This window comes from Streptomyces spororaveus (genome assembly GCF_016755875.1).
In the GTDB taxonomy this organism is placed as follows: domain Bacteria; phylum Actinomycetota; class Actinomycetes; order Streptomycetales; family Streptomycetaceae; genus Streptomyces; species Streptomyces spororaveus.
Genome location: NZ_BNED01000005.1, coordinates 8,184,611 through 8,210,175 on the forward strand (window position 1 = coordinate 8,184,611; position 25,565 = coordinate 8,210,175).

At 72.4% G+C, this 25,565-nt stretch carries 21 protein-coding genes; 6 read left to right on the plus strand and 15 right to left on the minus strand.

All coding sequences use genetic code 11. The features are described from left to right. Positions 1-33 precede the first annotated feature (33 nt). The 3 genes from Sspor_RS39425 to Sspor_RS39435 all read right to left on the minus strand — a co-directional run bounded on the left by Sspor_RS39425 (position 34) and on the right by Sspor_RS39435 (position 5,854). Positions 34-3,060: an acyltransferase family protein gene (locus Sspor_RS39425; protein ID WP_202203413.1), complete on the minus strand. Its 3,027-nt coding sequence runs from the start codon at positions 3,058-3,060 to the stop codon at positions 34-36. Positions 3,061-3,074: 14 nt separating this feature from the next. Continuing rightward, a complete protein-coding gene (locus Sspor_RS39430) occupies positions 3,075-4,757 on the minus strand; it encodes a glycosyltransferase family 2 protein (protein WP_202203414.1) in 1,683 nt (560 codons plus the stop codon). Between the two features lie 395 nt (positions 4,758-5,152). Next, positions 5,153-5,854 (minus strand): ScbR family autoregulator-binding transcription factor, encoded by a 702-nt coding sequence (locus tag Sspor_RS39435; protein ID WP_308445570.1) that lies wholly within the window; start codon positions 5,852-5,854, stop codon positions 5,153-5,155. A gap of 223 nt (positions 5,855-6,077) precedes the next feature. On the opposite strand from Sspor_RS39435, the gene Sspor_RS39440 reads away from it, so the two are divergent. The 3 genes from Sspor_RS39440 (at position 6,078) to Sspor_RS39450 (ending at position 8,565) form a co-directional block, all read left to right on the plus strand. After that, positions 6,078-6,584, plus strand: a complete 507-nt coding sequence (locus Sspor_RS39440; RefSeq protein ID WP_237404243.1) for a DinB family protein — start codon at positions 6,078-6,080, stop codon at positions 6,582-6,584. Positions 6,585-6,589: 5 nt separating this feature from the next. Further along, positions 6,590-7,186 (plus strand): MBL fold metallo-hydrolase, encoded by a 597-nt coding sequence (locus Sspor_RS39445; RefSeq protein ID WP_202203415.1) that lies wholly within the window; start codon positions 6,590-6,592, stop codon positions 7,184-7,186. Positions 7,187-7,266: 80 nt separating this feature from the next. After that, positions 7,267-8,565, plus strand: coding sequence for an MFS transporter (locus Sspor_RS39450; protein WP_202203416.1), 1,299 nt, complete (start codon positions 7,267-7,269; stop codon positions 8,563-8,565). On the opposite strand, the gene Sspor_RS39455 is transcribed toward Sspor_RS39450, so the two are convergent. Further along, the gene (locus tag Sspor_RS39455) at positions 8,547-9,044 is read right to left on the minus strand and encodes a C40 family peptidase (protein WP_202203417.1); all 498 of its coding nucleotides are present in this window, start codon (positions 9,042-9,044) and stop codon (positions 8,547-8,549) included. The two genes, Sspor_RS39450 and Sspor_RS39455, sit on opposite strands and share 19 nt — an antisense overlap. A 286-nt stretch (positions 9,045-9,330) precedes the next feature. Here Sspor_RS39455 and Sspor_RS39460 point away from each other — a divergent pair, with 286 nt between their 5' ends. After that, positions 9,331-10,374 carry a S66 family peptidase gene (locus Sspor_RS39460; RefSeq protein ID WP_202203418.1) on the plus strand — a complete coding sequence of 348 codons (1,044 nt, stop codon included), beginning with the start codon at positions 9,331-9,333 and terminating at the stop codon, positions 10,372-10,374. A gap of 200 nt (positions 10,375-10,574) precedes the next feature. On the opposite strand, the gene Sspor_RS39465 is transcribed toward Sspor_RS39460, so the two are convergent. The 3 genes from Sspor_RS39465 to Sspor_RS39475 form a co-directional block, all read right to left on the minus strand. Beyond that, positions 10,575-10,850 (minus strand): hypothetical protein, encoded by a 276-nt coding sequence (locus tag Sspor_RS39465; protein WP_202203419.1) that lies wholly within the window; start codon positions 10,848-10,850, stop codon positions 10,575-10,577. A gap of 140 nt (positions 10,851-10,990) precedes the next feature. After that, complete coding sequence (locus tag Sspor_RS39470) at positions 10,991-11,476, minus strand: lamin tail domain-containing protein (protein ID WP_202203420.1); 486 nt, start codon at positions 11,474-11,476, stop codon at positions 10,991-10,993. 390 nt (positions 11,477-11,866) lie between these two features. Further along, a complete protein-coding gene (locus Sspor_RS39475) occupies positions 11,867-12,769 on the minus strand; it encodes an aldo/keto reductase (RefSeq protein WP_202203421.1) in 903 nt (300 codons plus the stop codon). Positions 12,770-13,098: 329 nt separating this feature from the next. Here Sspor_RS39475 and Sspor_RS39480 point away from each other — a divergent pair, with 329 nt between their 5' ends. Next, a complete protein-coding gene (locus Sspor_RS39480; RefSeq protein WP_202203422.1) occupies positions 13,099-13,344 on the plus strand; it encodes a DUF6296 family protein in 246 nt (81 codons plus the stop codon). A gap of 54 nt (positions 13,345-13,398) precedes the next feature. Here Sspor_RS39480 and Sspor_RS39485 read toward each other — a convergent pair whose 3' ends face one another. Further along, positions 13,399-14,592: a carboxylate-amine ligase gene (locus tag Sspor_RS39485; RefSeq protein WP_237404245.1), complete on the minus strand. Its 1,194-nt coding sequence runs from the start codon at positions 14,590-14,592 to the stop codon at positions 13,399-13,401. A 159-nt stretch (positions 14,593-14,751) separates the two neighbouring features. Between Sspor_RS39485 and Sspor_RS39490 the strand changes: the two genes are divergently transcribed. Continuing rightward, entirely contained in the window at positions 14,752-17,013 is a 2,262-nt protein-coding gene (locus Sspor_RS39490; protein WP_202203423.1) for a SpoIIE family protein phosphatase, read from the plus strand. 28 nt (positions 17,014-17,041) lie between these two features. Here Sspor_RS39490 and Sspor_RS39495 read toward each other — a convergent pair whose 3' ends face one another. The 7 genes from Sspor_RS39495 to Sspor_RS39525 all read right to left on the minus strand — a co-directional run bounded on the left by Sspor_RS39495 (position 17,042) and on the right by Sspor_RS39525 (position 25,279). Continuing rightward, the gene (locus tag Sspor_RS39495; protein ID WP_237404246.1) at positions 17,042-20,053 is read right to left on the minus strand and encodes a HAMP domain-containing protein; all 3,012 of its coding nucleotides are present in this window, start codon (positions 20,051-20,053) and stop codon (positions 17,042-17,044) included. 86 nt (positions 20,054-20,139) lie between these two features. Next, positions 20,140-20,598 (minus strand): ATP-binding protein, encoded by a 459-nt coding sequence (locus tag Sspor_RS39500; RefSeq protein ID WP_202203425.1) that lies wholly within the window; start codon positions 20,596-20,598, stop codon positions 20,140-20,142. A 5-nt stretch (positions 20,599-20,603) separates the two neighbouring features. Continuing rightward, positions 20,604-20,975, minus strand: coding sequence for an STAS domain-containing protein (locus tag Sspor_RS39505; RefSeq protein WP_202203426.1), 372 nt, complete (start codon positions 20,973-20,975; stop codon positions 20,604-20,606). A gap of 88 nt (positions 20,976-21,063) precedes the next feature. Continuing rightward, entirely contained in the window at positions 21,064-21,957 is an 894-nt protein-coding gene (locus Sspor_RS39510; RefSeq protein ID WP_202203427.1) for a SigB/SigF/SigG family RNA polymerase sigma factor, read from the minus strand. Between the two features lie 159 nt (positions 21,958-22,116). Further along, a complete protein-coding gene (locus Sspor_RS39515; protein ID WP_202203428.1) occupies positions 22,117-22,659 on the minus strand; it encodes a copper chaperone PCu(A)C in 543 nt (180 codons plus the stop codon). Further along, entirely contained in the window at positions 22,656-24,938 is a 2,283-nt protein-coding gene (locus tag Sspor_RS39520; protein WP_373318923.1) for a heavy metal translocating P-type ATPase, read from the minus strand. The genes Sspor_RS39515 and Sspor_RS39520 overlap by 4 nt, the downstream gene beginning before the upstream one ends. 89 nt (positions 24,939-25,027) lie before the next feature. Further along, positions 25,028-25,279 (minus strand): hypothetical protein, encoded by a 252-nt coding sequence (locus Sspor_RS39525; RefSeq protein WP_202204151.1) that lies wholly within the window; start codon positions 25,277-25,279, stop codon positions 25,028-25,030. Positions 25,280-25,565 lie beyond the last annotated feature (286 nt).

Sequence of the window (25,565 nt, forward strand, 5' to 3'; positions counted from 1 at the left end):
CCGGTCCGGAAGCGGGGCACCGTCCCCGTACGCCTACACCCTCCCCGCTCGGGCCGATACGGTGACGTGGTCCACCCGCATCGCATGACCGGGCTCGGTCGCCGGACCCGCGCCCGCGCCGTCGGCGAGCGGCAGACCGCCGCCGACCGCCACGTTCAGGATCAGGAACAGACCGTGCTCCACGGCCGCCTTCCACGTTCCGGGGTCCATCAGGCCGGCGGTCACCCGGTGGTACATCCGCCCGTCCAGATACCAGCGCACCTCCTCCGCGCCCGGCGCGAGGTCGACTTCGACGGCGTACGAGTGGAACGCCGTACGGCAGCCGCCGCACGGCTGCGGACCGGACGTCAGCCCCGCGGGCTCCCGGCAGGGCCCGCCGTCCACGACACCGCAGTGCATCGTGGCGAAGACCGTGTCCCGTCCGTTGACGGACTCCATGACGTCGAGCTCCCCGACGCCCGGCCACCCCGTGTACCCGTCGCGCAGCGGAGCGCCCAGGGTCCAGAACGCCGGCCAGTACCCCGCCGCCTTCTCCCCGGTCACGTCCGGCAGGGCGATCGACGCCTCGATCCGCAGCACCCCGCCGGGTGGCGGCGCGAAGTCGGAGCGCCGTGTCTCGATCCGCCCCGAACTCCACTGCCCGTCCTTCCGCGTGGGCACGATCTCCAACGCGCCCTTCCCGTCCAGGCGGACGTTGTCGGTCGAGTCGGTCATCGTCTCGATCTCACCGGTGCCCCACCGCGGCGCGGGGCAGCCCGGGTAGCAGGTGCCGACGTCGTGGATCCAGTCGGCGGCGGACGCAGGCGCACCCGCCGGGCCGTCGAAGTCGTCGCGCATCAGCCGCGTCCACCCGTCCGCGCCCGGTGCGGCCACGTCCGCCGCCGCCGCGTCCGCGGCGGGCAGCAGCCCGGCCTCGTCGAGCAGCCGCTCCAACCGGTCGGTCAGGACCACGGCCGCCGTATTGGTCAGGTGCGCGTCGTCCCGGTAGAGCAGGATCCGGTCGAGCACGGCCGGGCACGTCGGCCCGTCGCCCGGGCACAGCACCCGGTTGACCCCGACGCTCCGTACGCCGGGCAGCGCGCCGGACGCGATCCGCCGCGCCAGCGGATCCGGCAGCCAGGCGTCCGCGCGGCCGAACGCGCAGTCGGCGGGGGACCCGGGACTGCCGGAGACGCACGCCGGGACGTCTCTCCCGGGTACGGGCGTGTCCTCGATGTAGACGATCGGCGCTCCCAGGGCGCGCAGCGGCGTCAGCGTCTTCTCCCAGGCCTCGGAGAGCAGCTTCGCGTCGTCGGTGTACCGGTTCAGCGAGGCGATCACGATGAGGCGCGGCTTCGGCCGCTGCCGCAGCCGCTCCAGGGAGTCGGCCCGCCAGGTGTCGCACTCCCGGTAGGCGCGCCCGAGCTGCGGGCTGTCCACCGTCAGCTCCGGCAGCGGGCAGCCCTGCTTGACCAGCTCCTCCAGTGCCCAGCCCCGCCGGGCGGCCGTGGCCAGCACCGGGGAGAACCACTGCCCGGCGTGCGAGTCGCCCAGCAGCACGATCCGGTCCGGACTGTCCACCGCGCCGAACAGGCAGTCCGGGCTCCGGGTCCCGGCCGGCGCGACCTCGCACGCCCCGTCCGGCGGGAAGTCACCGCGCGCCTGCGCGGGAGTCGGCACCACCGGGCCGTCGACGAGAGGCGTACCGGCCGTGCGGGCGAGCAGCGTGGGTCCCGACACCGCACCCGGGGGCAGTCCCTGCGTGTCGACCGGGCCGGCCGGGCCCAGCAGGCGCAGTGTCGTCGTACCCACCACCAGCGCGAGGGCCACCGGCAGCACGATCGCCGAGACGCCCACCGACAGTCCGCGGCGGGGCAGTTCGGAGACCGTACGGCTGCGGCGCAGCGGCTGCTCGACCCAGCGCGTGGTGGCGAGGGCGGGCAGTGCGGCCGCCAGCGTCAGCGCGGTCCGCGCGGGCCAGCCGAGCGTACCGAGCCGGGCCTCGGCGAGGACGAGCAGCGGCCAGTGCCACAGGTACAGGTTGTAGGACAGCCGCCCGACGGCCCGGGGCGCCCGCCCCGACAGCAGCCGCCCCACGTCCCACCTGCCCTGGGTGTGCCGCTCGCCCCGGCCGGGGATCGCGGCGAGGATCACGGCGGCGGTGGCCAGGGTCGGTACGAGCGCCGCGTGACCGGGGTACGGGGTCCCGGCGTCGTACGACACGACGCACCAGGCGATCGCCGCGGCCCCGGCCCAGCCGCACAGCAGCCGCAGCGGTCGCGGACCGCGCATCAGGTGCCAGGGCAGCAGGGCGAGCAGCGCCCCGACGCCGAACTGCCAGACCCGCGGGGGTGTTCCGAGGTAGGCGAGCGACACCGAATGCCCGGTCCAGTACACCGCGAGGGCGAAGGAGCCCAGGGTGAGCGGCGCGGTGGCCAGCAGCACGACGAGGCGCACGGCCCGGCCGCGCCGGACCGCACGCGCCGCGCCCAGTACCAGGACCGCCAGCAGCGGGGCCCAGAACAGGTAGAACTGCTCCTCGACGGCGAGGGACCAGAAATGCAGCAGCGGGCTCTGGTCGTGCCCGGCGGCGAGGTAGTCGGTGCGCTGCGACACGAACCGCCAGTTGGCGAAGGAGAGGGCGGCCGCGACGACGTCGTACTCCATGTCGGTCCGGCGCAGAGGTACGGTCAGCCAGGCCCCGGCGGCCGCCACCCCGACGAGCACCACGGCGGCGGAGGGCAGCAGCCGCCGGGCGCGCCGCGAGAAGAAGTCACCGAGTCGGATCCGGCCGGTGGTGATCGCCTCCCGGACCAGCAGGCCGGTGATGAGGTACCCGGAGATGACGAAGAAGACGTCCACGCCGACGAAGCCGCCGGTCGCCCAGGGGATGCCGGCGTGGAAGGCGAGTACGGCGAGGACGGCGACCGCGCGCAGGCCCGCGATGTCGGGCCGGAAGGCGGACCGGTGCGGGCTCGGCCCGGACTCCGTGCCGGAACGGGATCCGGACGGCAGGTCCACGGCCCCGGGGGCGGCGCCCCTGCGGGGCCGGCGCCGGCCGGGTGTGACGGGGAAGGACATGCGGAGGGTGCCTTTCAACTCAGCCAGGGAAGCATCGGGTCGACCCACCCCGACGCCAGCAGGCCGGTCAGCAGGAGGACCGCGGAGGCGGCGACCGTCTCGGGCCAGCGACGCGGCAGCACGCCACCGCGCGAGCGCAGGGCGGCCCGTACCCGGACCCGTACCGGTCCCGCGGCCGGGTGCAGTTCGGCCACCAGGTCCCGGATCAGCGGGACGTTGATCTGGCACTGCACCAGGAGGTAGAGGAGCAGCCCCCAGTTGGGCTCCCAGCCGTTGCGGGCCACGGCCAGCGCGAGCCCGGTGGCCGCGGCGCCGTTGGAGAGGACGAGCCAGACCAGGGAGACGGCGACGACCCGGCGGGCCATGCCGCCCGCCGGCCCCGCGCTCCGCGCACCGGTGGGCACCCAGGCGGCGCCGCGCCCCCGCAGCGTGTGCACGAACGCGGTCGCGGCGGCCACGCTGGTCAGGACGTTCGCCCGGATGACCTCCACCCGCCAGCGGGTGCGGCTGATCCGCGGCAGCAGCACGTGCCACAGCCACAGCGGGGCGAGCAGGGGCAGTACGTGCCAGGGCCGGATGTGGTCCGGGAACCAGAACATCATGACCAGCGGCGGGAGCGGTGCCGCGAAGGTGTTCACCGCGGTGGTCAGGTAGCCGACGATGCCCTCGTAGAAGCACAGCCGCATCCGCCAGGGGGCGCGCATCCGCCGCAGCACGGGCGTGCCGAGCAGGTGGAGGTTGCCCATCGCCCACCGGTACTGCTGGTTGACGAAGGAGGTGACCCGGTCGGGCGAGGTTCCCTTGGCGACGAGCACCGGCACGTACAGGGTGCGGAACCCCTGCTCGTGGAGGGCGAGCCCGGTGTACAGGTCCTCGCTGTGGTCGAGCCGGGCGAAGCCGCCGGCCAGGTCGATCGCGCTGCGCCGGTACACGGCGTTGCTGCCGCAGCAGATGGCGGCGTCACTCGCGTCCCGGGAGGGCTGGATCCAGCGGAAGAACCACTCCTGCGCGGAGCCGGCGGCCCGCTGGACCCACCCCATGGTCGCGTCGGTGTCGAAGCACTGGGGGCTCTGCACGATGCCGACGGCCGGGTCGGCCAGGTACGGCACGAGGTGGTGCAGGAAGTCCGGCCGCGGGGCGAAGTCCGCGTCCAGGATCGCGATGAACTCGGCGCCGCTCAGGGTGAGCGCGTGGTTGAGGTTGCCGGCCTTCTTCAGATGCCCCCGGTCGGGTCGTACGACGTACGCGTAGCCGTACGAGGAGGCGAGCGCGGCGACCTCGGGCCGGCCGGCGTCGTCCAGGACCCAGACGTTCAGCGCGCCGGGCCACTCGACGGCCGCGACCGCGCGGTAGGCGTTGGCGAGCACGTCGAGCGGCTCGCCGCAGGTCGGCAGGTACAGGTCGACGCCGGGGAGCGCGGCCGGCTTCCAGGCGTGGACGAGCACCTCGTGCGACTGCCGGGTGAGCCGGCGCTGGCGCAGGCTGTTGACGGACGACAGGGCGAGGGCGACGACGTTGAGCCCGAGGACGGCGAGGAACGCCCACAGGGCCGGTGTCCGCAGGGCGAAGGCGAACATGGTCGCCGCCGTGAACACGAAGGCCAGCGAGGTACTGACGAGGACCCAGCGGCGCTGCGGACCGAAGTACCAGTAGAGCTCTTCGTCGGATGGTGGTTGCGGAAGATGATGAATGGTCATAAAGCCCCCCACAGCTGTGCATGTACCCGTTTCAGGCGGCCGATCCTAGTGGTAAAGGTATAGACCAACTGTTGCGGGAACGTGGCGCCGGGACCAATGCGCCACGAATTGGCGCGACTTCAATGGTCCAGACCTCTCGCGGTCGCCATTCGACCGGCAGCGCCCGGTGCATTCGGGAAGGCGTGGGCCACAGGGGGATGAACAGTCCTGGAACTGCGTGCACGACGCCCGGCCCGCGCGCGATGTTGCCAGGCGGGCGGTGAGGGGCGGTGGCGGGCGGTCAGGAGGCCCGGAAGGGATTCGTCCGGTTCGTTCGGTTCGGGTCAGGGCGGTCTCGGGCACGCCGTGGCGAGCACCCCCGTGGTTCGCCACGGCGTGTGCGAGGCCGCCCTGCGTCAGTGGGCGGGGGCGGGCGGGGCCGTCTCGGGCGTGCCCGTGGGATCGAATCGGGTGATGCGCTGCGGGGGGACGATCGTGGGGAGGAGGAAGTTCCACAGGTCGGCGACGCGCGTGTGGAGGTCTTCACGGCGGGTTCGGACGTACGAGGTGACCTGGATGCCGGTGAAAGCACCGACGAGCAGGGTCGAGAGGTCCCGGACATCGAGCGACGGGTGTATGTCACCGCGCTGCTGAGCGGGGGTCAGGCAGCTGCGGCAGGTGTCGATCCAGGCGTCGTAGGGAGCCGGGTCGGGGTGGGTGAAGGAGCCGAACTCGATGACCAGGCGGATGCCGGCGCGGATGCGGACGTTGGTGCGCAGCCCGTGGGCCATCTGGTGGGTGAGGTCGATGACGGTCTGCAGGCCCGGGTTCGCGAGGGAGGGGACGTTCTCGGCGACCTGGAACTGCTCGTCCATCAGAGTGCGGGCCAGGGCTTCCTTGGACGGGAAGTGGAAGTAGAGGGCGCCCTTGGTGACTCCGGCGTTCTTGACGACGTCGCTGAGGCTGGTGCCTTCGAATCCGCTGAGGTCGAAGGCGGTCGCCGCGCCGTCGAGTATGGCTTGGCGGGTGATCTCGGCCCGCTCCTGTCTGGCCCTCGCCACGTTCCGGTCGTCCTCCTGGTCACTGCCCGAGCGCTGTTCGCCGCGGCGTGCCGTCAATCTAGTCGGGTAAACGGAAAAGAAACCAGTCGGCAGGTACTTTTTTGCGAAGGCGGTGAGCGGTTCGGGGAGTTGTGTGGCTCTTTGCGTGATTCTTTTTCGGCGGTGAACGTGTCGGCACGCTCAAAGAACCTGCTGTGTCAGTGAGTTGACCGACCCTGACAGAACCGGCAAGTGAAAAAACACGGTGGGCGGGAGCCCGGCCGGATGTGATGATCGCCCGGTGATCGATGAACAGCGAACCCGGCCCGTGCTGGTGGGCGACGAGCGCGCCACCCTGACCAGCGTCCTGCAGCGGCAGCGGGACACCCTGATGATGAAGTGCGCGGGGCTGAGTGATCAGCAGCTGCGGATGCGGGCGGTGGCCCCGTCCGGGCTGAGCCTGCTGGGGCTGGTGCGCCACCTCGCGGAGGTCGAGCGCGGATGGTTCCGCAACGTCCTCGGCGGGGAGGACGTACGGGGCTACTTCACGAAGAACGAGGCGGGGGAGTGGACGGAGTTCCACGTCGAGGACGCGGACGTGGCCGACTCGTTCCGGCTCTGGGAGGAGACGTGCGAGCGGTCGCGCGCGATCGTGGACGCCGCCGAGTCCCTTGACGTGACGGGGCACTTCGGCGACCGGTCGTACTCCCTGCACTACATCCTGGCCCACATGATCGAGGAGTACGCCCGCCACAACGGGCACGCGGACCTGCTGCGCGAGGCGATCGACGGGACGACCGGGGAATGAGCGACATGCGGATCACGAAGTACACCCACGCGTGCGTCCGGATCGAGCAGGACGGGCGGGTCCTCGTCATCGATCCCGGTACCTGGAGCGAACCGTCCGCCCTGGCCGGCGCGGACGCCGTGCTGGTGACCCACGAGCACGCCGACCACGTCGACGTGCTGCGCCTGGCCGGACTCGGCGTGCCGGTCTACGCCCCCGCCGAGGCGGACCTGCCACGGCTGGACGTCATCGGGGTGTCCTCCGGTACGGAGTTCACCGCCGCGGGCTTCCGCGTACGGGCGGTCGGCGGCCGCCATGCCTTCATCTACGGCGGCGAGCCCGACTGCGCGAACCTCGGCTACGTCGTCGACGACGCGGTCTACCATCCGGGTGACTCGCTGCACGTGCCCGAGCAGGAGATCGAGACGCTGCTGGTGCCGGTGCAGGGGTCGTGGCTGAAAATGGTGGAAGCGATCGATTTCGTCAAGGCCGTCGGCCCGCGGCGGGCGTTCGGCATTCACGACGCCCAGATCAACGACCGCGGCCTCGGCAGCGTCAACGGCTGGCTCGACGAGGAGACTTCCCACGGCTACCGGTATCTGAGGCCCGGCGAAACGCTCTGAGGCGAGGGCTCCAGCAGGAGTCCCGCCCGACCTGCTCCCGGCCCCGCCACCTGCGGAGGGAGCAGGATAGTCTCCGTCGAATGGTTCGACAGGGATCCCTCTCCACGCTGCGGCACAAGCCATTCCGGTTATTTCTTCTGGCACGTCTCATCTCGATGAGCGGAACGGCGATGGCCCCCGTGGCCCTGGCCTTCGCGGTGTTCGGGTTCGACAGCAGCCCGGCATCGCTCGCGATCGTCCTCGCCGCCAACACCGCACCGCAGTTCGTCCTCCTGCTCGTCGGTGGAGTGATCGCGGACCGGTTCTCCCGGCGACGGGTCATCGTGATCGGCAATGTGGTGCCCGCCGTCACCCAGGGCTGCGTCGCGCTCCTCGTGGTGTCGGGAACGGCCACCACCGGGCGGATCGCCCTGTTCGCGGCGCTGGCGGGCTGTGCGTCGGCGCTGACCCAGCCCGCCCTGAACAGCCTGCTGCCGCAGCTCGTCGGTCCCGGCGAGCTGCAGCAGGCGAACGCGCTGATGCGGTTGCCCGGCCATGTCATCCGCATCATCGCGCCGGCGGTCGGCGGCGCCCTCGTCGCGTTCGTCGGTCCGGAACTGACCCTGGGCTGGGACGCCGCCAGTTTCGCGGTAGCGGCGGTGCTCTGCAGCCGTCTTGACGTGTCCGGACCCGTCAAGACGGCTGCTTCAGTCCTCCGCGACTTCAAAGACGGCTGGAAAGAGTTCTCCCGTCTCTCCTGGGTATGGGCCTACACGCTGTCCGGCACCGTGGTGGTCGCCCTCTGGCTCGGCGGATATCAGCTTCTCGGTCCCGTGATGGCCGGCAGTAGTCATCTGGGTGCTCCTTCATGGGGAATCGTCCAGGGGGCCTTCGCGGCGGGCCTGCTCCTGGGCGGGATCGTCTCGCTCAAATGGAAGCCGTCCAGGATCATGGTCGTGTGCGTGTGCGCCAACCTGCCGCTCGCGCTGCCCTTCCTCGCGCTCGCCTGGGGCGCGCCGCTGGCCGTGCTGGCCGGGGCGGCCGTCATGGCGGGCATCGGCCTGGACATCGCGATCGTCTGCTGGAACACAGCCGTGCAGGAACAGCTTCCGTCCGAGGTGCTCGGGCGGGTCAGCTCCTTCAGCTCGGCCGGTGAGCTCATGTCCGTGCCGCTGGGCTACCTCGTCGTGGGCGCCGCGGCGACCTCGCTCGGTACCGAGTCCGTCCTGGTCTGGAGTGCCGTACTGATGACCGTGGCGAGCCTGGTGCTGCTGCTCGCCCCGGGCGTGTGGGCGGTACGCAGGCTGCCCGCGGACCCGGGTCCGGCCGCGGTGGCGGCGGGAGATCGGGGCAGTCGGGGCCGTACCGGCCGGGCGCCCGATCAGGTGGCCCGCCCGTAGCGGACTGCTGAGCTCCAGATCCGCTCCAGGCGCACCCGGGTGCCGGGGCGCGGGGCATGCCAGATCCGGTCGTCGCCGGCGTAGATCCCGACGTGGGTCATGGTCTCGCCGCTGGGGAAGAAGACGAGGTCCCCGGCCGCGCGATCGGCCTCGGGGATGTGGCGGGTGTGCTCGTACTGCTGCTCGGCTGTGCGTGGAAGCCGTTTGCCCGCCTTCTTGAAGGCGTAGAGGGTCAGGCCCGAGCAGTCGAAGCGTTTGGGTCCGGTGGCGCCGTAGGCGTACGGCGAGCCCTGTTTGGAGGCGGCCACCGCGACGGCTCTGGCGCCATAGGCGGCCTCGGCGTGCGCCGGGGCCGCGGGGCCGGTCGTCACGGCGGCCGTCAGGAGCAGCAGGGAGAGGACGGCGCGGGCTCTGGGGCAACAACAGGTGGTGAGAAGGCCCTTTGGGGCCTTTCGGAAGTCGGTCCTGAAGCAGGACATCGTGATACCTCCGCAGTCGGTTGGCAGATGACAGTCAGATCAGCGGTCGGGGTCCTGTTCTCGGTCGGATACGTCATGGGTCTGACGGCGGACCAGTTTTCTCCGACGGGATCGGCCGGACGGCATCGGACACAGTCTGATTTGTCTCGATTTTGCATTCGATTCGAGATGATAAGCCTGAATGATTGCCATATGGGTGCGCCCGACATGCCGTTGCGCGGCTCCGGCGCGGCCCGCCCCGGATAATCGACGCGAGGACGGATCCGCCGACTTCTATGATCATCCGATGGAGATTCCCCGCTATCCCGCGAAGCCCCGCCCCGGCGACCCGGTCGCCGTACTGTCGCCCTCGTCCGGCCTCCCCGGGCTGTTCCCGCTGCCCTACGAGTTGGGGCTGAGCAGACTCCAGGACGACTTCGGGCTGAAGGCGGTGGAATACCCGACGACCCGGACGATGGGTGCGACGCCCGAGGCGCGTGCCGCCGACATCCACGCGGCGTTCACGGACCCCGACATCAAGGCGGTGATCGCCAGCATCGGCGGCGACGACCAGATCACGGTCCTTCCCCACCTCGACCGCGACCTCCTGCGCGCCAACCCCAAGCCCTTCTTCGGCTACAGCGACAACACCAACCTGCTGCTGTTCCTACGGGACTTGGGCATCGTCGGCTACCACGGCGGATCGGTCATGGTCGGGTTCGGACGGCCCGGCGCGATGCACCCGGCGACCGCCGCCTCCCTGCGGGCCGCCCTGTTCACCCCGGGCGAGTACGAGCTCACCGCGGCGAACGCCTGCGGGGACGTCGACCGCGCCTGGGACGACCCGCGGACCTTCGCGTCCGAGCCGCAGATGGAACCCGCCGACGGCTGGTCCTGGCACAACGCCGACCGGGTCGTCGAGGGCATCGGCTGGGGAGGCAACCTGGAGATCATCTCCTGGCTGCTGATGGCCGACCGCGTGGCGCGGCCGGTCGACTCCTACGCCGGCAACGTGCTGTTCCTGGAGACCTCCGAGGAAATGCCGCCCGCCGAAGAGGTCTACCGGATCCTTCGCGGCATGGGCGAGCGCGGGCTGCTGCAGCAGTTCCCCGCGCTGCTCATGGGCAGGGCGAAGAGCTGGTCCTTCGAGAGCCCGCTCGACGCCGGGGCCAAGGCGCACTTCCGCTCACAACAGCGCGAGGCCGTCCTGCGGGCCCTGCGCCAGTACGCTCCCGACACCATGGTGGTGTTCGACGTCGACCTCGGCCACACGGACCCGCAGCTCGTGATTCCCGTCGGAGGCCGGATCCGGGTGGACGGTCCGGCACGCCGGATCACCGTCACGTACTGAGCCCGGGCTCAGCGGCCGTCGCAGCGGTGGGCGTGCATGCGGTGACGCCCGCCGCCCGGGACCGCGACCCGGGGATCAGGCCGCCCTCCGGAGCGCCCGGCCGCAACTCCCGGAACGCGTCCGGCAGATGGGTCACGGGGCCAGGTCGGCCACGACGTGCCCCACCACGGAGCCGAACGGGCGATCGGCGAAGGATCGTCCTACGACGCGACGCAGGCTGCCGGAACGGCGGCCCGGGGCGCGATCCGTATCCGGTTCCGCGCGTACTCCACGGTCTCGCCCGGTAGGATCAGCAGTCCGGGCTCCCCGTCCTGACACGCCCCGCCGATCGGCTGCACCTGGACGGCCGACCCCAGCCCGCCGGCCATGAACACCGTCGGGTCGACCTCCCAGCCGTGCACGGCGAGCCACAGCTCCAGCGCTTCCGTGTCCCGTGCCCCGGCGCCGCGCGGCCACTCGAACCTCGTGCTCCCCATCCCTGCCCCCTGTAGGTGGTCGGATCACCGCCGATGATCCTGCCACTCCCCTCTGACACTCGCCTCCCGATAACGAGGCGCGCCCGCACCCCCGCCGTGCGGGGAGTGCGGGCGCGCGTCAGGCCGGTGGCCCGTCCGGGTCAGCCGTTGCGGTGGTGCCGACGGCCGTTCCAGGAGTCGCTGTCGACGACGTTGCCGCGGTTGTCGCGGAGGGTGGCGGTGTCGCGCTCGTCCCAGATCTGGTGGCGGCGGTCCTGGTACACGTCGTGGCGGGTGTCGCGGCCCTGGCCGGTGTGGACCTTCACGCTGGACCGGCCGTCCAGGCGGAAGTCGGAGAAGCGGTAGCGGTTGCCCTGCCGGTCGGTGAGGGTGAAGCCGCGCAGGTTGACGGCGTGGCGGCCGGTGTTCTCCACCTCGACCCATTCACGGTTCAGCGCACGGTCGGAGCGGTCCCGGCCGCCGGTGCCGTACTGGACGTCGCTGATGACGACCGACGAGTGCGGAGCCCGGTGGTCGCGGTCGCGCCCGTGGTCGTCGGCGGCGGCCGGCAGGGCGGCGGCGCCGACGAGGGCGCCCGCGGCCAGGAACGCGGCGACGAACCGACGGGTGGCGAGAGAAGCAGACATGGAGACGACCCCTTCAACAGACAGCAGCCCGGTCCGCCTCGTGCGGGGCGGGTGGGCCTGGAACAGTTCCCGGCGTCCTGCCGAGGAGCCACACTCTGGCCCTCGAACACCAGCGAAAGCCACTCAATCGGGGCGTGTTGCGAAATGCGGATGTATCGGTGACTCTCGCATGTATCGGACACATGTCAACGCCGTGCTGACGCGAACGGCGGGAGCGTGCCGGACGGGCCTTGGCGGGCCCGGGGACCGGGCCCTTCCCGCGTGGACGCGCTGCCCGCACGACCCGCCCCCGCTCTGCGCCGAACGGGTTCAGGGCGCTGTAACGGCCGCTCCAACCGTTTCTTCGGACGTGTTCGCGTGAATGGTTCCGGTGTTCGTGCGCCGCCGCCGTCAGGACGCGGGGCCGCCGATCGAATCGAGGAGCAGGAGGTCGTCCCGCGTCAGCCGGAGTGCGCCCGCCGCCACGTTGTCGACGAGGTGCTCCGGGTTTCCGGTCCCGGGGATGGCCAGGACGTGGGAGCCCTGCCGCAGGATCCAGGCGAGCCGTACCTGCGCCGGTGACACGCCGTGCGCCCCGGCCACGGCGAGGACCCCGTCGCGCTCGGCGCGGACGGCGCCGGCCTCGCACCCCTCTCCCGCGATCGAGAAGAAGGGCACGAAGGCGATACCGCGCTCCGCACAGGCGCGGAGCATCCCCGCCCGGTCGGGCGCGTCGATTCCGTAGCGGTTCTGCACGCACACCACCGGCGCGATCGCCTCGGCCTGGACCAGGTGCTCGTGGCGGGCGTTGGAGATGCCGAGGTGGCGGATCAGACCGGCGTCGCGCAGCTCGGAGAGGGCCCCGAAGTGCTCGCTGATCGACTCCTGGCGGCCCGTGATGCGGAAGTTCACCACGTCGAGGTGGTCCCGGCCGAGTTGGCGCAGGTTCTCCTCGACCTGACCGCGCAGCTGGTCGGGCCGGGCGGACTCGGCCCACCCGCCGCAGGCGTCCCGGGCGGGGCCGACCTTGGTGGTGACGACGAGCCCGTCCGCATACGGCGCCAGAGCCGAGTTGATCAGCTCATTGGCCGAACGCAGCCGGGAGAAGTAGAACGCGGCGGTGTCGATGTGGTCGACGCCGAGCTCGACCGCCCGGCGCAGCACGGCGACCGCCCGGCCCCGGTCGCTGGGAGTGCCCTCGTGGAAGGCCGAGCTGCCGGTCAGGCGCATGGCGCCGAAGCCCATCCGGTTGACGGTGAGGTCACCGAGCACCCAGGTGCCGGAAGCTGCCGCGGAGACCACGTGCGACGTCATCTGATTGATCAACTCCATCCGGTCGGCCATCGCCCCCCGATGGCTCGGGGCGAGGCGGGTCCTGGAGTATGCGCAGGTGAGGGCCGTGCCGCATAGGCATGCAAGGGCGGGAGAAGATCACATCGCGAGCTGGAATCCCGGGTGCGAACGGGACGTTGTCCCTACTGGACCCGCCACCCCGGCGGCCCCCGCCCGGGCAGCGCGCGGGACGGTCCTGCGCCCTCGTCAGCGCGGGCGGCTTCGCCCCGTTGCCCGATAATGGTCCCCGGGGGCATACGCGCACTGGTGGACCCATTCGCCCGCATTCATCGGGCGCAGAGGAGGCCGGAATGGGACGGGACAGCACGTACGAGTTGGTATTCACCGGCCCTGACCACGCGGTACCGGGTGCCGAGGAAACGGTTCTCGTGCACCGCACCGACCGGACCGGCCCCGGCGGCCACCCCATCTACGCCGACGACACCGGGATCGTCCAGGCGGAGATCAGCGACCAGGACGACGTGCGCATGATCGCGAGTGGCGGGCACCAGGAGCCCGCCACGCGGGTGAGGGTCCGTTCCGTGCCCGGTGCCTGAACCGCGACCGGCTCCCGCCTCCTAGGGGGCGGGAGCCGGTCGTCGTCGGAGGCCTCAGCTGCCGGTGGTGAGCTCGGCCAGGTCGTCGACCACGTCCCGCAGACGGTTCGCGCGGCGCAGGGCAGCACGCTGACGAGCCGCTCCGCTGCCCTTTCGGCGGAGCGCGTCGAGCAGGCGGTGGACCTCCGGCTCGTCGCCCGCCGCCCGGAGCCCCGGGGACGCCGCCCTGAGCAGGGCGGCGATCTGCGCCTGGGCGGGCACGTGCTCCCCGGTGAACGGATCGAGGGCGTATCCCGCCGGACCGTAGCGGGCGGCGTACCGGTGCGCCTCGCGCAGGCACGCCACGGAGATGTCCGGCGGCGGCCGGCCCTCTTCGGCGTGGGCGAGGAGCGTGGCGCACAGGCCGCGCAGGACGAGCGCCACGAGGAGGGTCGTGTCGAGGTCGGCGTTGGTGTCCGCGACCCGGAACTCGATGGTCGGCTGGTGCTCGGACGGGCGCGCGAACCAGTAGATCATCCGGCGGTCCATGAGCGTGCCCGAGGCCACCAGGGCCTCCGCGGTCCTCTCGTACGAGACCGGGTCCAGCAGCGGGGAGGGTGCCACCGTGGGCCAGCGGCCGAACTCCAGGGCCCGCCAGCTCGCGAAGCCCGTGTCCAGTCCGCCGGCGAACGGCGAGTTCACGGCGAGGGCCTGGACGGCCGGGAGCCAGGCGCGTACGTGGTTGGCCAGGAACAGGGCCTGCGCGCGGTCGGCGGTGCCGATGTGGATGTGGCAGCCGCACACGACGCCCAGTCGGCCGTCGACCAGGGCGTCGAAACGCCGCGCCATGCGCCGGTAGCGCGGCGTGTCGGTCACGGGGACGGGGGCCGCCGGCGGCACCACGGCGGTGCCGGAGGCGACGAGCAGGCAGTCGGCGGCACGGGCCGCGTCGGCGACGGCGGCCCGCAGCGAGCGGAGCTGGGCCCGTACGTCGGCGGCGCTGGTGGCGGGCCGGGTGCAGACCTCGACCATGCAGCGGTAGAACTCCTCCTGCACGAGATCGCCGAGCACGGGCGACGCCGCGTCGATCACCGGGCCCGCGCGCGCCACCGGCGCCCGGGTCAGCCGGTCCACGAGGAGGAACTCCTCCTCCACCCCGAGGGTCGAGACCACCGGTCGGCCGGTCATGGCGAGGGCTGCCATGGGGGCGTACTCCGGGCCAAAACCCGGGACGTCGACCGAACGGCTGCGCGGCTCAATTATGGTCATGTAGTGCGTTTACCCCGAAATCACCCTCGAAACAGCATCGGGACCCGAGCGAACTGAGGGGAGCGACGATGTCCGCAATGTTCTGCCTGCCCTAGTACACTCGATGCGGACCTATTCCTCGCGGGGTCGGCGCCGTCCCCCCGGGCCATCGGAGCCGACATGGACGAGCCCGCCGACGGACCGGCCACCCAGCCTCCCGGCGATCCGGACGGTCTCCGGCGCGCGGTGCGTGCCCTGACCGCCGAGATCGCGGAGCTGCAGGCCGAGCGCGCCGACCGCCATCTGCTCGACCTGGCCACCGGAATCCTGGTCGCCCAGCTGTCCGCGCCGCCCTCGGCGGCGGCCGGCCACCTGAGCCGGCTCGCCGCGAGCACCCGAGTGAGCGCGCCCGACGTCGCCGCGGACATCGTGAACGCGGCCGCCGGAATCACCGTCGCCGAAGGCCGCCGGGCACCGGCGCGCCGGCTCCGGCGCACCGACGCCGCCGTGGGGGCGGCCACCTACGCGGGGCAGGCGGCCACCGCGCTCCTGGAGAGCGGGCTGAGCCACCTGGGCGTACAAGCCGTGTGGCTGTGGCGGCGGACCGCGACGGACTGCCTGGAACTGGTCGCGCACGCGGGTGGGAGCGCCCTGCAGGCCGTGCACTGGCAATGGCTGCCCGCCCACATGGACGGCCCCCTGCGCACCGCACTGGACACCGGTGAGCCCGGCTGGCTGCCCGGCGGTCCGCCCCCCGGTCAGCCGCTGCCCGGCGCCGCACCCGACACCGGGCGGGCCGTGCTGCCGCTGCGTGACCAGGGCGCGGTCGTCGGAGCCCTGCTCGCGGCCTGGCCGGGACCGGTGGCGTTCGACCCGCCCATGCGCAGGGCGGTGGAGGCCGTCGCGGACAGTGCGGCGCGCATCGTGGACGCGGCTCCCGACCCGGACGGCTCCGGCAGCCCGTTGACCCTGCGGGTCCTGCTCGACTGCGTCGCCGACGCCGTGCTTCTCCTGTCCCGCACCGGGGGACCGGCCGCCGGTGAGTGGGTCGTCGGCCACGCCAATCCGGCGGCGGCGCGCCAGCTCGGCGGTCTGCCGAAGCCGGTCGGCCGCTCCCTGGGCGAGGTGCTCCCGGTGTACAGCACGGACCTGCTGCGCCTGGTCGACGAGGCGCGTACGGCGGCCGCACCGCGCCGGGTGGACCGGCTCGCGGACAAGGGCGCCGGCGCGCTGACCGACGTACGGGCGCTGCCGCTCGGGCCCGAGCGGGCGGTGGTGCTCTGGCACACCTCCGACGACCCCGGCCTGATGCTGCCCCAGGTGCTGGGCCGGCTGGACCACCTGGCCCTGTTCGAGGACGACCTGGTCACCGGGGTCTCGGAATGGAGCGAGCGGGCCTACTCGATCTTCGGCATGCAGCGAGGGGCCCCGGGCGTCCCGCTGCGCGACCTGCTGTCCCGCACCCACCGGGACGACAAGGGGCAACTGGCCGCGCTCCTGGAATCCCTGACCGTACGCCAGGAAGGCGCGCACGCCCTGATCCGCATCGTTCGGGACGACGGCGGGATGCGCCACGTCCGGATCAGCGCCGAACCCCTGCTCAAGGGCGCGGTCACCGTCGCGGTGACCGGCGTCTTCCAGGACGTCTCCGCCCAGCACCGGACCGAGCTGGCGCTCGGCGCCACCTACGACGAGCTCACCGCCGCGCACGCGCAGGCCGCGGTGCGCCACCAGTTCGTCCTCCAGCTCCAGCAGGCCATCCTGCCCGAGGTCCCGGAGTCGGTGCGGCTGCCCGGGCTGCTCGTCACCGCGCGCTACCGGCCCGCCGCACAGGAGTACCGCGTGGGCGGCGACTGGTACGACCTGCTGCCCCTGCCCGACGGCCGGGTGATGCTGGCGGTCGGGGACATCGCGGGGCACGGGCTCCGGGCGGCGACCGCCATGGTGGCGGTGCGCAACGCGCTGCGCGGCCTGGCCTTCACCGGCGCCTCCGCCGGGCAGCTGATGGGCTGGCTCAACGCCGTCGCGTCGGCCGATCCCCAGCACTCCACCGCGACGGCGGTCTGCGCGCACTACGAGCCGCGCGAGGGGGTGCTGCGGTGGTCCAGCGCCGGCCACCTGCCGCTGATCCTGCTGCGGGAGGGCCGCGCCGTGCTGCTGGAGACGCCCCGGGACCTCCTGCTGGGGGCCGTGAAGGCGGTGGAGTACACCGAGACGGTGACCCCGCTGCGGCCCGGGGACCTGCTGGTGCTCTACACCGACGGCCTGGTCGAACGACGCCACAGGTCGCTGGACCACGGGGTGGAACGGCTGAGGCGGGCGGTGGAGGGAGCCGAGCGTCCGGGGCTCGACGAGATGGCCGATCTGCTGCTGGCGGAGGTGCGCGGGGACACGGACGACGACACGAGCCTGGTCCTGCTCCGCGTGCTGCCGCAGCCGTAGCCGCAGGGGTGGGCGGGGGAGGGGGCGGTCAGGTCAGCCAGGTGTGGATGCGCGCCGCCAGCTCGTCGGCGTCGACGGGCTTGGTCACGTAGTCGTCCGCCCCGGCGGCCAGCGCCTTCTCCCGGTCCCCCGGCATCGCCTGGGCGGTGACGGCGACGATCGGGACGTTCGTGTAGCCCGGCAGGGCGCGGATGGCCGCGGTGGTGGCGTAGCCGTCCATGCCCGCCATCATCACGTCCATCAGGACGAGGTCCACGTCGGCGTGCTCCGCCAGCAGTGCGAGGCCGGATCGGCCGTCCTCGGCCCGCAGGACCCGCATGCCCTCGCGGCGGAGGATCTCGGTCAGCGCGAAGATGTTGCGGGCGTCGTCGTCGACGACGAGGACGGTCGGCCCGGGCCCCGTGGGGAGCTCCGTGGGTACGTCGGCCGTGCCGGCCGGCGCCGTGTCGCCGGCCGGGAGCGGCACCGGTGCGGCACTCTCCTCCGCGCTCTCCACGTGGCCCGTGAGGACGTCCGCCACGGTCGGCGCGGCGGTACTCGCCGTCGGTGCGGCGAGATGCGCGGCCATTTCCGGTGTCCGCATCGGCAGGAAGAGGGTGAAGACGCTGCCCTCCCCGGGCGTCGACCGGACCTCGATGAAGCCGCCCAGCAGGTGGGCCACCTCCCGGCTGATGGACAGGCCCAGTCCGGTGCCCCCGTAGCGGCGGCTGGTCGTTCCGTCGCCCTGCTGGAAGGCGTTGAAGACCGTCTCCAGGCGCTCCTCGGGGATCCCGATGCCGGTGTCGGACACCTGGAAGGCCGCCACGGGCACGTCGCCCTGGCGCAGCGCCGCCGGCAGCGCGGCCGGGGGCGCCACGTCCACCCGGAGCTCGATGTATCCCTGCTCGGTGAACTTCACCGCGTTGCCGACCAGGTTGCGCAGCACCTGCCGTAGCCGGGCCTGGTCGGTGAACATCGTCTCGGGGAGCCCCCTCCCGGTGACCACCCGCAGATCCAGGTCGCGGGCGGCCGCGACGGGCCGGAAGGTGGCGTCGAGCGAGGACAGCAGGTGCTGGAGCGGGAAGACCTCCGGGTGCAGGTCCATCTTGCCCGCCTCGACCTTGGAGAGGTCGAGGATGTCGTTGATCAGCTGGAGCAGGTCGGAGCCGGCGGAGTGGATGACCTCGGCGTAGTCGACCTGCTTGTCGGTGAGGTTCCCGTCGGGATTGCGTGAGAGCAACTGGGCTAGGATCAGCAGGCTGTTGAGGGGGGTGCGCAGCTCGTGGCTCATGTTGGCCAGGAACTCCGACTTGTACATGGAGGTCCGTGACAGCTGCTGGGCCCGTGTTTCGAGCTCGCGCCTGGCCTGCTCGATCTCCAGGTTCTTGCGTTCGATGTCCCGGTTGCGGTCGGCCAGCAGGGCCGCCTTCTCCTCCAGTTCGGCGTTCGACCGCTGCAACTCGTCCTGCCGCGACTGGAGTTCCTGCGACCGGGAGCTCAGCTCGGCCGTCAGTCTCTGGGACTCCTCCAGCAGTTCGTCGGTACGGGCGTTGGCGATCAGGGCGCTCACGCTCACCCCGATGGCCTCGACGAACTGGTCGAGGAAGTCCCGGTGGATGGCGGTGAACGGGGCGAACGAGGCCAGTTCGACGGCGCCGAGCGTCTGGTCCTCCACCACGATGGGCAGGATGACGAGGACGGCCGGATCGGCGGCGCCGGCCCCCGAGGCGACGGTGGCGTACCCGGCGGGGAGCCGGTCCACGGTGAGGGCACGGCGCCCGGCGACGGCCTGGCCCACCAGCGACTGGCCGAAGCGGAACCGGCGCGGCGGTGCGGCGGGGTCGTCCGGGCTTCCGTAGGACGCCCGCATGATCAGGTACCTGCCCTCCCGGTCCTCCTCGGCGAGGAAGAAGGCGCCGTACTGGGCGTCCACCAGCGGGGGCACCTCGTTCATGATCAGCTGAACGAGGTCGGTGAGGTCACGGGTGCCCTGCATCAGGCCGGAGACCCGCGCGAGGTTCGTCTTGAGCCAGTCCTGTTCCTGGTTGGCGCGGGTGCTCATCCGCAGGGACTCGACCATCGCGTTGATGTTGTCCTTGAGGTCCCCCACCTCGCCCGGGGCCCCGACCGTGATCGACTGGGTGAGGTCCCCCTCGGCGACGGCGCTGGTCACGGCCGCGATGGCACGCACCTGGCGGGTGAGGTTGCCCGCCAGCCCGTTGACGTTCTCGGTGAGCCGTCTCCAGGTGCCGGAGACGCCCTCGACCTCGGCCTGGCCGCCCAGCTTGCCCTCGCTGCCGACCTCGCGTGCGACCCGGGTGACCTCGGCGGCGAAGGACGAGAGCTGGTCGACCATCGTGTTGATGGTGGTCTTGAGCTCAAGGATCTCACCGCGGGCGGAGACGTCGATCTTGCGGGTGAGATCGCCCTTGGCGACAGCCGTGGTCACCTGGGCGATGTTGCGCACCTGGTTCGTCAGGTTGTCGGCCATGGAGTTGACGTTGTCGGTCAGGTCCTTCCAGGTGCCCGAGACCCCCTGCACCCGGGCCTGACCGCCCAGCTTGCCCTCCGTACCGACCTCGCGTGCTACCCGGGTGACCTCCTCCGCGAAGGAGGAGAGCCGGTCGACCATCGTGTTGATGGTCTCCTTCAGCTCCAGGATCTCGCCGCTCGCCTCCACCCGGATCTTGCGGGTGAGGTCACCGCCGGCGACGGCGGTGGCGACCTGCGCGATCGAGCGGACCTGGGAGGTCAGGTTGTCGGCCATGGTGTTGACGCCGGTGGCCAGCTCCTGCCAGATACCGCTCACCCGGTCGACCTGGGCGTGCCCGCCGAGCAGCCCCTGGCCGCCGACCTCGCGGGCGACCCGCGTCACCTCCGAGGTGACCAGGGACAGCTGCTCGACCATGCCGTTGTAGACCGTGGCGATCTCGCCGTGCAGGCCCTCGGAATCGGCGGGCAGCCGTGTCGTGAAGTCACCGTCCCGGACGGCCGTGAGCCCGTCCAGCAGCCGCCTCAGCCCCTCCTCGCCCAGCTCAGGGCGTTGCCGCGCTTCATCCATGGACGCCTCCGCACACCACTCTGACATGGGGGACCGCCCTGAACATCCCGGGGACTTCCCGGAACTTTCCGGCGGCATCCCGGGGATCAGCCCGCCGGGGCGCAGACTCCCGGCGGGCACGGCACCTCGAACCAGACGCTCTTGCCGTCCGCCCCGGACTCGGAGCCCCAGCCACGGGCCAGGCGCTCCAGGATCAGCAGTCCGTGCCCGCCCGGCTGTGCGCGCTCGTCCGGCCCGCGGTCCGGGATGCGCACGGGCGGGGCCGGGTTGCCGTCGGTGACCTCGACGCGCAGGCGCTCCGGCGAACAGTCGAGCACGAGCGCGCGGGGACCCCGGCCGTGCAGACAGGCGTTGGCCACCACCTCCGAGACCAGCAGCAGTACGTCCTCCGCGGCCTCGGGGTCACTCCCGGCCGATTCCCCGTCCGGGAGCCAGCACCAGGCGATCAGCGCCTCGCGGGTGAAATCGCGGCTGCGCGACACGACGTTCGTGGTCCCGGCCAGCGTCAGGCGCCGGGTCCCGTCGGTCGAACCCCGCGGATCCATGACGCTCAGGCCCCTCCGTCTCGTACCGCACTCAGGGCTTCCGTCACATCCGCGTGGATGGGGAACACACCGTCCGCGCCGGTGATCCGGAACATGCGGGCGACGGGCCCGCGCAGGCCGACCAGTTCCAGGACTGCTCCCGCCTGCTGGGCGTCGAGCCGGGTGTTCAGGAGCACGTTCAGGCCGGTGGAATCACAGAATCCCAAGCCGGCCAGGTCGACCAGGATCCGGCGGCCCGGGGCGAGCGCCGAGTCGAGCGCATCCCGCAGCGGCTGCGCCGTGTCGTGGTCCAGCTCCCCCGCGAGTGCGAGGACCACGGCCGCGTCCACGGTCGTCACCGCGACGGTGAAGCGTTCTCTGTCCGCCTCCGGCTCCATCCGGCATCACCCTTCCGTCGTGCTGCTCTGCACCTGCCCGGGTTCCGCCGCAATATACCCAAGTGTTCCCCACCGCAGAGGGAGCGCCTCACGCGGCATGCGGCGCGGACCCCTCCGCAAGCAGCCCCTCGCGCAGCCGGGCCAGGATCCGGGTGAGCAGCCGGGACACGTGCATCTGCGAGATGCCCAGGCGCTCGCCGACCTCGGCCTGGGTGAGCTCCTCCCCGTACCGCAGGGACAGGATCGTCCGGTCCCGCTCGGTCAGCGCCGCCAGCAGGGGCTTGAGCGACTCCAGGTACTCGACCATCTCGAAGCGCGCGTCCTCGACGCCGAGGCTGCGCGCCAGGGTGCCGGGCGCGTCGCCCTCGTCCGTGACCGGGAGGTCCAGGGACAGACTGGCGAAGCCATTGGTCGCGAGCAGGCCCTCGCACACCTCCTCGGGTGTGATGTCCAGCCGCTCGGCGAGCTGCTCCGCGTCCGGGGTGTGGCCCAGCTCCTGCTCCAGGGCGTCATTGGCCTTCGCCAGGGAGATGCGCAGCTCCTGCAGCCTGCGCGGCACACGCACGGCCCAGGTGGTGTCACGGAAGTAGCGCTTGATCTCGCCCATGATCGTGGGCAGCGCGAACGACATGAATTCGAATCCGCGCTCCGGGTCGAACCGGTTGATCGCCTTGATCAGGCCGACGGTGCCGACCTGGATGACGTCCTCCCACGGCGCGCTGCAGTGCCGTACGCGCGTGGCCGCGTACTTGACCAGGCTCAGGTTCAGCTCGACCAGGGTGTTGCGTACGTACGAATACTCCGTGGTGCCCTCTTCCAGTTCGCTCAGCCGCAGGAAGAGCGTCACCGACAGGTCGTGGGCGTCCGCCGTGCTCACGGACTGGGGGTCGGGGATCTCGGGAAGGCCGCGCAGGGCGTCCGGCCGTGGCCGCCGCGGCGGCTGGGGGGCGGGCGTGTCCTGGATACGGAGCGTGGTGGGCATGAGGCCTCCTCGGGGGCTTCCCTCAAGCCCCATACCCGCTCTCGCCGGGTTGAAGCGGCTCATGCCGAGGCCGCCCGTCGCTCTGCGTGACGAGGGAGGGGCCGGGGGTGAGGTGGTGGACGGCGAAGGCCCGGTCGATGGCGGGCGCCGGCGGCCGCGTCAGCTGTCGGGCCGGACCACCACCGCGAACACCTGCACCGATGGGCTGTACCGGAAGTGGAGGACGAAGGGCACCAGGTCGCCCGCCTGCCAGCCGAGCTGCTTCGTCCGGGTCGTGATGCCCAGGCCGGAGGGGGACATGGTGACGGTGCCTCCCGCGGGCACCTTCACCGAACCCGTCGTCCGGACGATGTCGGCCCCGAGCGCGGTACTCTCGCGCCGGACGATCAGCGTCTCCTCGACGCCGGGTGAGGTCACCTCGGTCAACCGGTCCTCCGAGCCGCCGATATTGGTGATGTCGAAGAAGGCGGCCGTGTCCCGGCTGCCGCCGTGGGGCAGCAGGACGCGGCCGTTCCCGGCCGCGATCTGCGGCGGGCTGCCCGCCGCGCCCGACGAGGCCCAGACCGTCAGACAAGCCAGCGCGAGCGAGCAGGCGACCACCGGGACGGTCGCGGCGCGCAGGCCCTCACGTAAGCGTTCACGGGTCGGCACCCAGCTGTCCGCGGCCCCGGCCCCGGCTCCGTCACCAAGTGATCGTGTCATCGTCCGACACCTTCCGTCCGCCCGCCCGTATCCGCCCGGAGGGACCGTCGCTCGGGCTGCCAGGTACGCAACCGGAGACTGTTGCCCACCACCATCAGGGAGCTCACCGACATCGCCGCGGCGGCGACCATCGGGTTGAGCCACCCCACCGCGGCGAGCGGAACGGTGACGGCGTTGTAGCCGAAGGCCCAGACGAGGTTGGCCCGGATCGTCCCGAGGGTCCGCCTCGCCAGCAGGACCGCGTCGGCGACCGCCTCGATGTCCCCGCGCACCAGCGTGACGTCCGCCGCGCCGATGGCGACGTCCGTCCCGCTGCCCATGGCGATGCCGAGGTCGGCGCCGGCCAGGGCGCCGGCGTCGTTCACCCCGTCACCGATCACCGCGACCCGGAGCCCCCGACCGCGCAGCCCCCGTACCAGTTCCGCCTTGTCCTCGGGCGAGCAGTGCGCGTACACCTCCTTGATGCCGAGCGCCGCGCCGACGCGGACCGCGGTGGAATCGCGGTCGCCGGTGGCCAGGACCGGCTCCACCCCCAGGCGCCGCAGCCGGTCGACGGCCCGGTAGCTGCCGGGGCGCAGCACGTCCCCGAGGGAGATCAGCGCCTGGTCGGCGCCGTCCACCCGGACCAGGACCGGTGTGTGCGCGGCCGCCTCCGCCTCGGCCAGCGCCCTGTCCAGCGCCGGATGCAGGTCCACGCCCGCGGCGCACACCTCCACGCGGTGGCCCTCCACCATCCCGCTCACCCCGAGGCCCGTGGTGGCCCGGAACTCCGTCACCTCGGCGTGCGGACGCCGGCGCAGGTCCTGCCGGGCGTACGCGACGACAGCGCGGCCCAGCGGGTGCTCCGAACCCTGCTCGACCGCCGCGGCCAGCCACAGCGCCCGGTCCCGGCCGATCCCGTCGGGTACGGGCGTCACGCGCGCGACGGTCATCCTGCCAGTCGTCAGCGTGCCGGTCTTGTCCAGGACCACGGTGTCGACGTGGCGCAAGGTCTCCAGCGCCCGGGGGCCGCTGACCAGCAGGCCCAACTGCGCGCCCCGGCCCGTGGCCGCCATCAGGGCGGTGGGTGTGGCCAGCCCCAGCGCGCACGGGCAGGCCACGACCAGGACGGCCACGCAGGCCGTGACGGCCGCCTGCGGATCGGCCCCGGCGCCGAGCCAGAAACCGAGCACCGTGACGGCCAGGGCCAGCACCACCGGGACGAAGACACCCGCCACCGTGTCCGCCAGGCGCTGGGCCCGCGCCTTGCCCGCCTGCGCCTCGGTGACCATACGGGTGATGCGGGCGAGCCGGGTGTCCGCGCCGACCGCGGTGGCCCGGACGACCAGCAGGCCGCCCGCGTTGACGGCGCCCCCGACCACCGGCCCGCCGGGGCCCACCTCGACGGGATCGCTCTCGCCGGTGACCAGGGACAGGTCGACGGCCGAACCACCGGAGGCCACCACCCCGTCCGTCGCGACCCGCTCGCCCGGCCGGACGACGAACTCCTGCCCCACGCGCAACTGCCCGATCGGGACGAGCCGCTCGTCGCCGTCCTCCCGTACGGTCACGTCCTTGACGGCCAGCCCCGCGAGCGAGCGCAGCGCCTCGCCCGTGCCGCGGCGGGCCCTGGATTCGAGAAATCGGCCGGTCAGGACGAACAGCGGCACACCGACCGCGGCCTCCAGGTAGACGTGCGCCACGTCCCCGCCGGCCGAGGGCAGCAGGGAGAACGGCATCCGCATGCCGGGATCGCCCGCCCCGCCGAGGAACAGCGCGTACGCCGACCAGGAGAAGGAGGCGGCCACGCCCAGGGACACCAGGGTGTCCATGGTGGCGGCCGAGTGCCGCAGCCCGCGTACCGCGCGGGTGTGGAAGGGCCACGAGCCCCAGACGGCCACCGGGGCGGCCAGGACGAAGCACAGCCACTGCCAGTTGCGGAACTGGAGGGCGGGCACCATCGACAGGAACAGGACCGGAACGGACAGCAGGGCGGTGATCAGCAGCCGGTGTGTCTCCTCACGGCCGGGAGAGTCCGCCGGCCGCGCCGTGCCCGCCGGCGCGGACCGGTCCCGCGCGGGGGCGGGCACGGGCGGCGCGGGGAGTTCCGCGCTGTAGCCGGCCCGCAGGACCGCTGCGACGAGGTGCTCGGCCGTCACCTCCGGCGGATGGCTCACCCGGGCCCGTCCGGTGGCCAGGTTGACCGTGGCGCTCACGCCCTCGATCCTGGCGAGCCGCTTCTCGACGCGGCTCACGCAGGCCGCGCAGGTCATGCCGCCGACGATCAGATCGGTGGTCAGCGCCGGCTCCGTTAGCTCCGCCGTCCGCTCCGTCCGCTCCGTCCGCTCCGTCCCCTCCGTCCGCTCCGGCTGTTCCGTCCGCTCCGCGGTCACCGGGCACCACCCGCGCCGCCGGTGTGTCCGTGCGGCCGTCCGAAGTCCTGTTCGAACACCGGGTCGCCGACGTCGGTGGAGTGCATACCGGGAGCCACCGGTCCGGCGCTCGCGCCCACCCCGTACGCCGCGGCGAACATCACCGCGAGCAGCGCCAGGAAGCCCACGAGAGCGGGCGGCGGCGCCCACCGCCGCAGGGCGGTGATCGCCGGGATCGCCGGGGTCGGGTACTCAAGCCGGTCCGTCATCGTCACTCCGGATTCTTGTGCTCGGTTCCAGACGCACGAGGAGCCGCCCCCGCGGCGGCCCGGCAGCCGCCCACCGCCGCTCGGGAGCCAGGACGACGCCCTCGCGCCCAGGTGGTCGCACGGACGCGCCGGAAAGTTCCCGCCCTTCTCGATTTCATCCGGGCGGTTCTTCCGGCCGGCCCCGGACGCACGTCACAGTGGCGGACCCTTATAGGTCTCTTGCTCCGTATGTCACTCTGGCCGGGCGAACCGGGGTGCCCACCTGCCGCGGGCCCCGGCCGACCGA

What these genes read in the sequence shown, in the direction of transcription:
- Sspor_RS39425 (WP_202203413.1), bottom strand. Translation starts at nt 3,060, where the DNA reads ATGTCCTTCCCCGTCACACCCGGCCGGCGCCGGCCCCGCAGGGGCGCC.
- Sspor_RS39430 (WP_202203414.1), bottom strand. Translation starts at nt 4,757, where the DNA reads ATGACCATTCATCATCTTCCGCAACCACCATCCGACGAAGAGCTCTAC.
- Sspor_RS39445 (WP_202203415.1), top strand. Translation starts at nt 6,590, where the DNA reads ATGCGGATCACGAAGTACACCCACGCGTGCGTCCGGATCGAGCAGGAC.
- Sspor_RS39450 (WP_202203416.1), top strand. Translation starts at nt 7,267, where the DNA reads ATGGTTCGACAGGGATCCCTCTCCACGCTGCGGCACAAGCCATTCCGG.
- Sspor_RS39455 (WP_202203417.1), bottom strand. Translation starts at nt 9,044, where the DNA reads ATGTCCTGCTTCAGGACCGACTTCCGAAAGGCCCCAAAGGGCCTTCTC.
- Sspor_RS39460 (WP_202203418.1), top strand. Translation starts at nt 9,331, where the DNA reads ATGGAGATTCCCCGCTATCCCGCGAAGCCCCGCCCCGGCGACCCGGTC.
- Sspor_RS39465 (WP_202203419.1), bottom strand. Translation starts at nt 10,850, where the DNA reads ATGGGGAGCACGAGGTTCGAGTGGCCGCGCGGCGCCGGGGCACGGGAC.
- Sspor_RS39470 (WP_202203420.1), bottom strand. Translation starts at nt 11,476, where the DNA reads ATGTCTGCTTCTCTCGCCACCCGTCGGTTCGTCGCCGCGTTCCTGGCC.
- Sspor_RS39475 (WP_202203421.1), bottom strand. Translation starts at nt 12,769, where the DNA reads ATGACGTCGCACGTGGTCTCCGCGGCAGCTTCCGGCACCTGGGTGCTC.
- Sspor_RS39480 (WP_202203422.1), top strand. Translation starts at nt 13,099, where the DNA reads ATGGGACGGGACAGCACGTACGAGTTGGTATTCACCGGCCCTGACCAC.
- Sspor_RS39485 (WP_237404245.1), bottom strand. Translation starts at nt 14,592, where the DNA reads ATGACCATAATTGAGCCGCGCAGCCGTTCGGTCGACGTCCCGGGTTTT.
- Sspor_RS39490 (WP_202203423.1), top strand. Translation starts at nt 14,752, where the DNA reads ATGGACGAGCCCGCCGACGGACCGGCCACCCAGCCTCCCGGCGATCCG.
- Sspor_RS39495 (WP_237404246.1), bottom strand. Translation starts at nt 20,053, where the DNA reads ATGGATGAAGCGCGGCAACGCCCTGAGCTGGGCGAGGAGGGGCTGAGG.
- Sspor_RS39500 (WP_202203425.1), bottom strand. Translation starts at nt 20,598, where the DNA reads ATGGATCCGCGGGGTTCGACCGACGGGACCCGGCGCCTGACGCTGGCC.
- Sspor_RS39505 (WP_202203426.1), bottom strand. Translation starts at nt 20,975, where the DNA reads ATGGAGCCGGAGGCGGACAGAGAACGCTTCACCGTCGCGGTGACGACC.
- Sspor_RS39510 (WP_202203427.1), bottom strand. Translation starts at nt 21,957, where the DNA reads ATGCCCACCACGCTCCGTATCCAGGACACGCCCGCCCCCCAGCCGCCG.
- Sspor_RS39515 (WP_202203428.1), bottom strand. Translation starts at nt 22,659, where the DNA reads ATGACACGATCACTTGGTGACGGAGCCGGGGCCGGGGCCGCGGACAGC.
- Sspor_RS39525 (WP_202204151.1), bottom strand. Translation starts at nt 25,279, where the DNA reads ATGACGGACCGGCTTGAGTACCCGACCCCGGCGATCCCGGCGATCACC.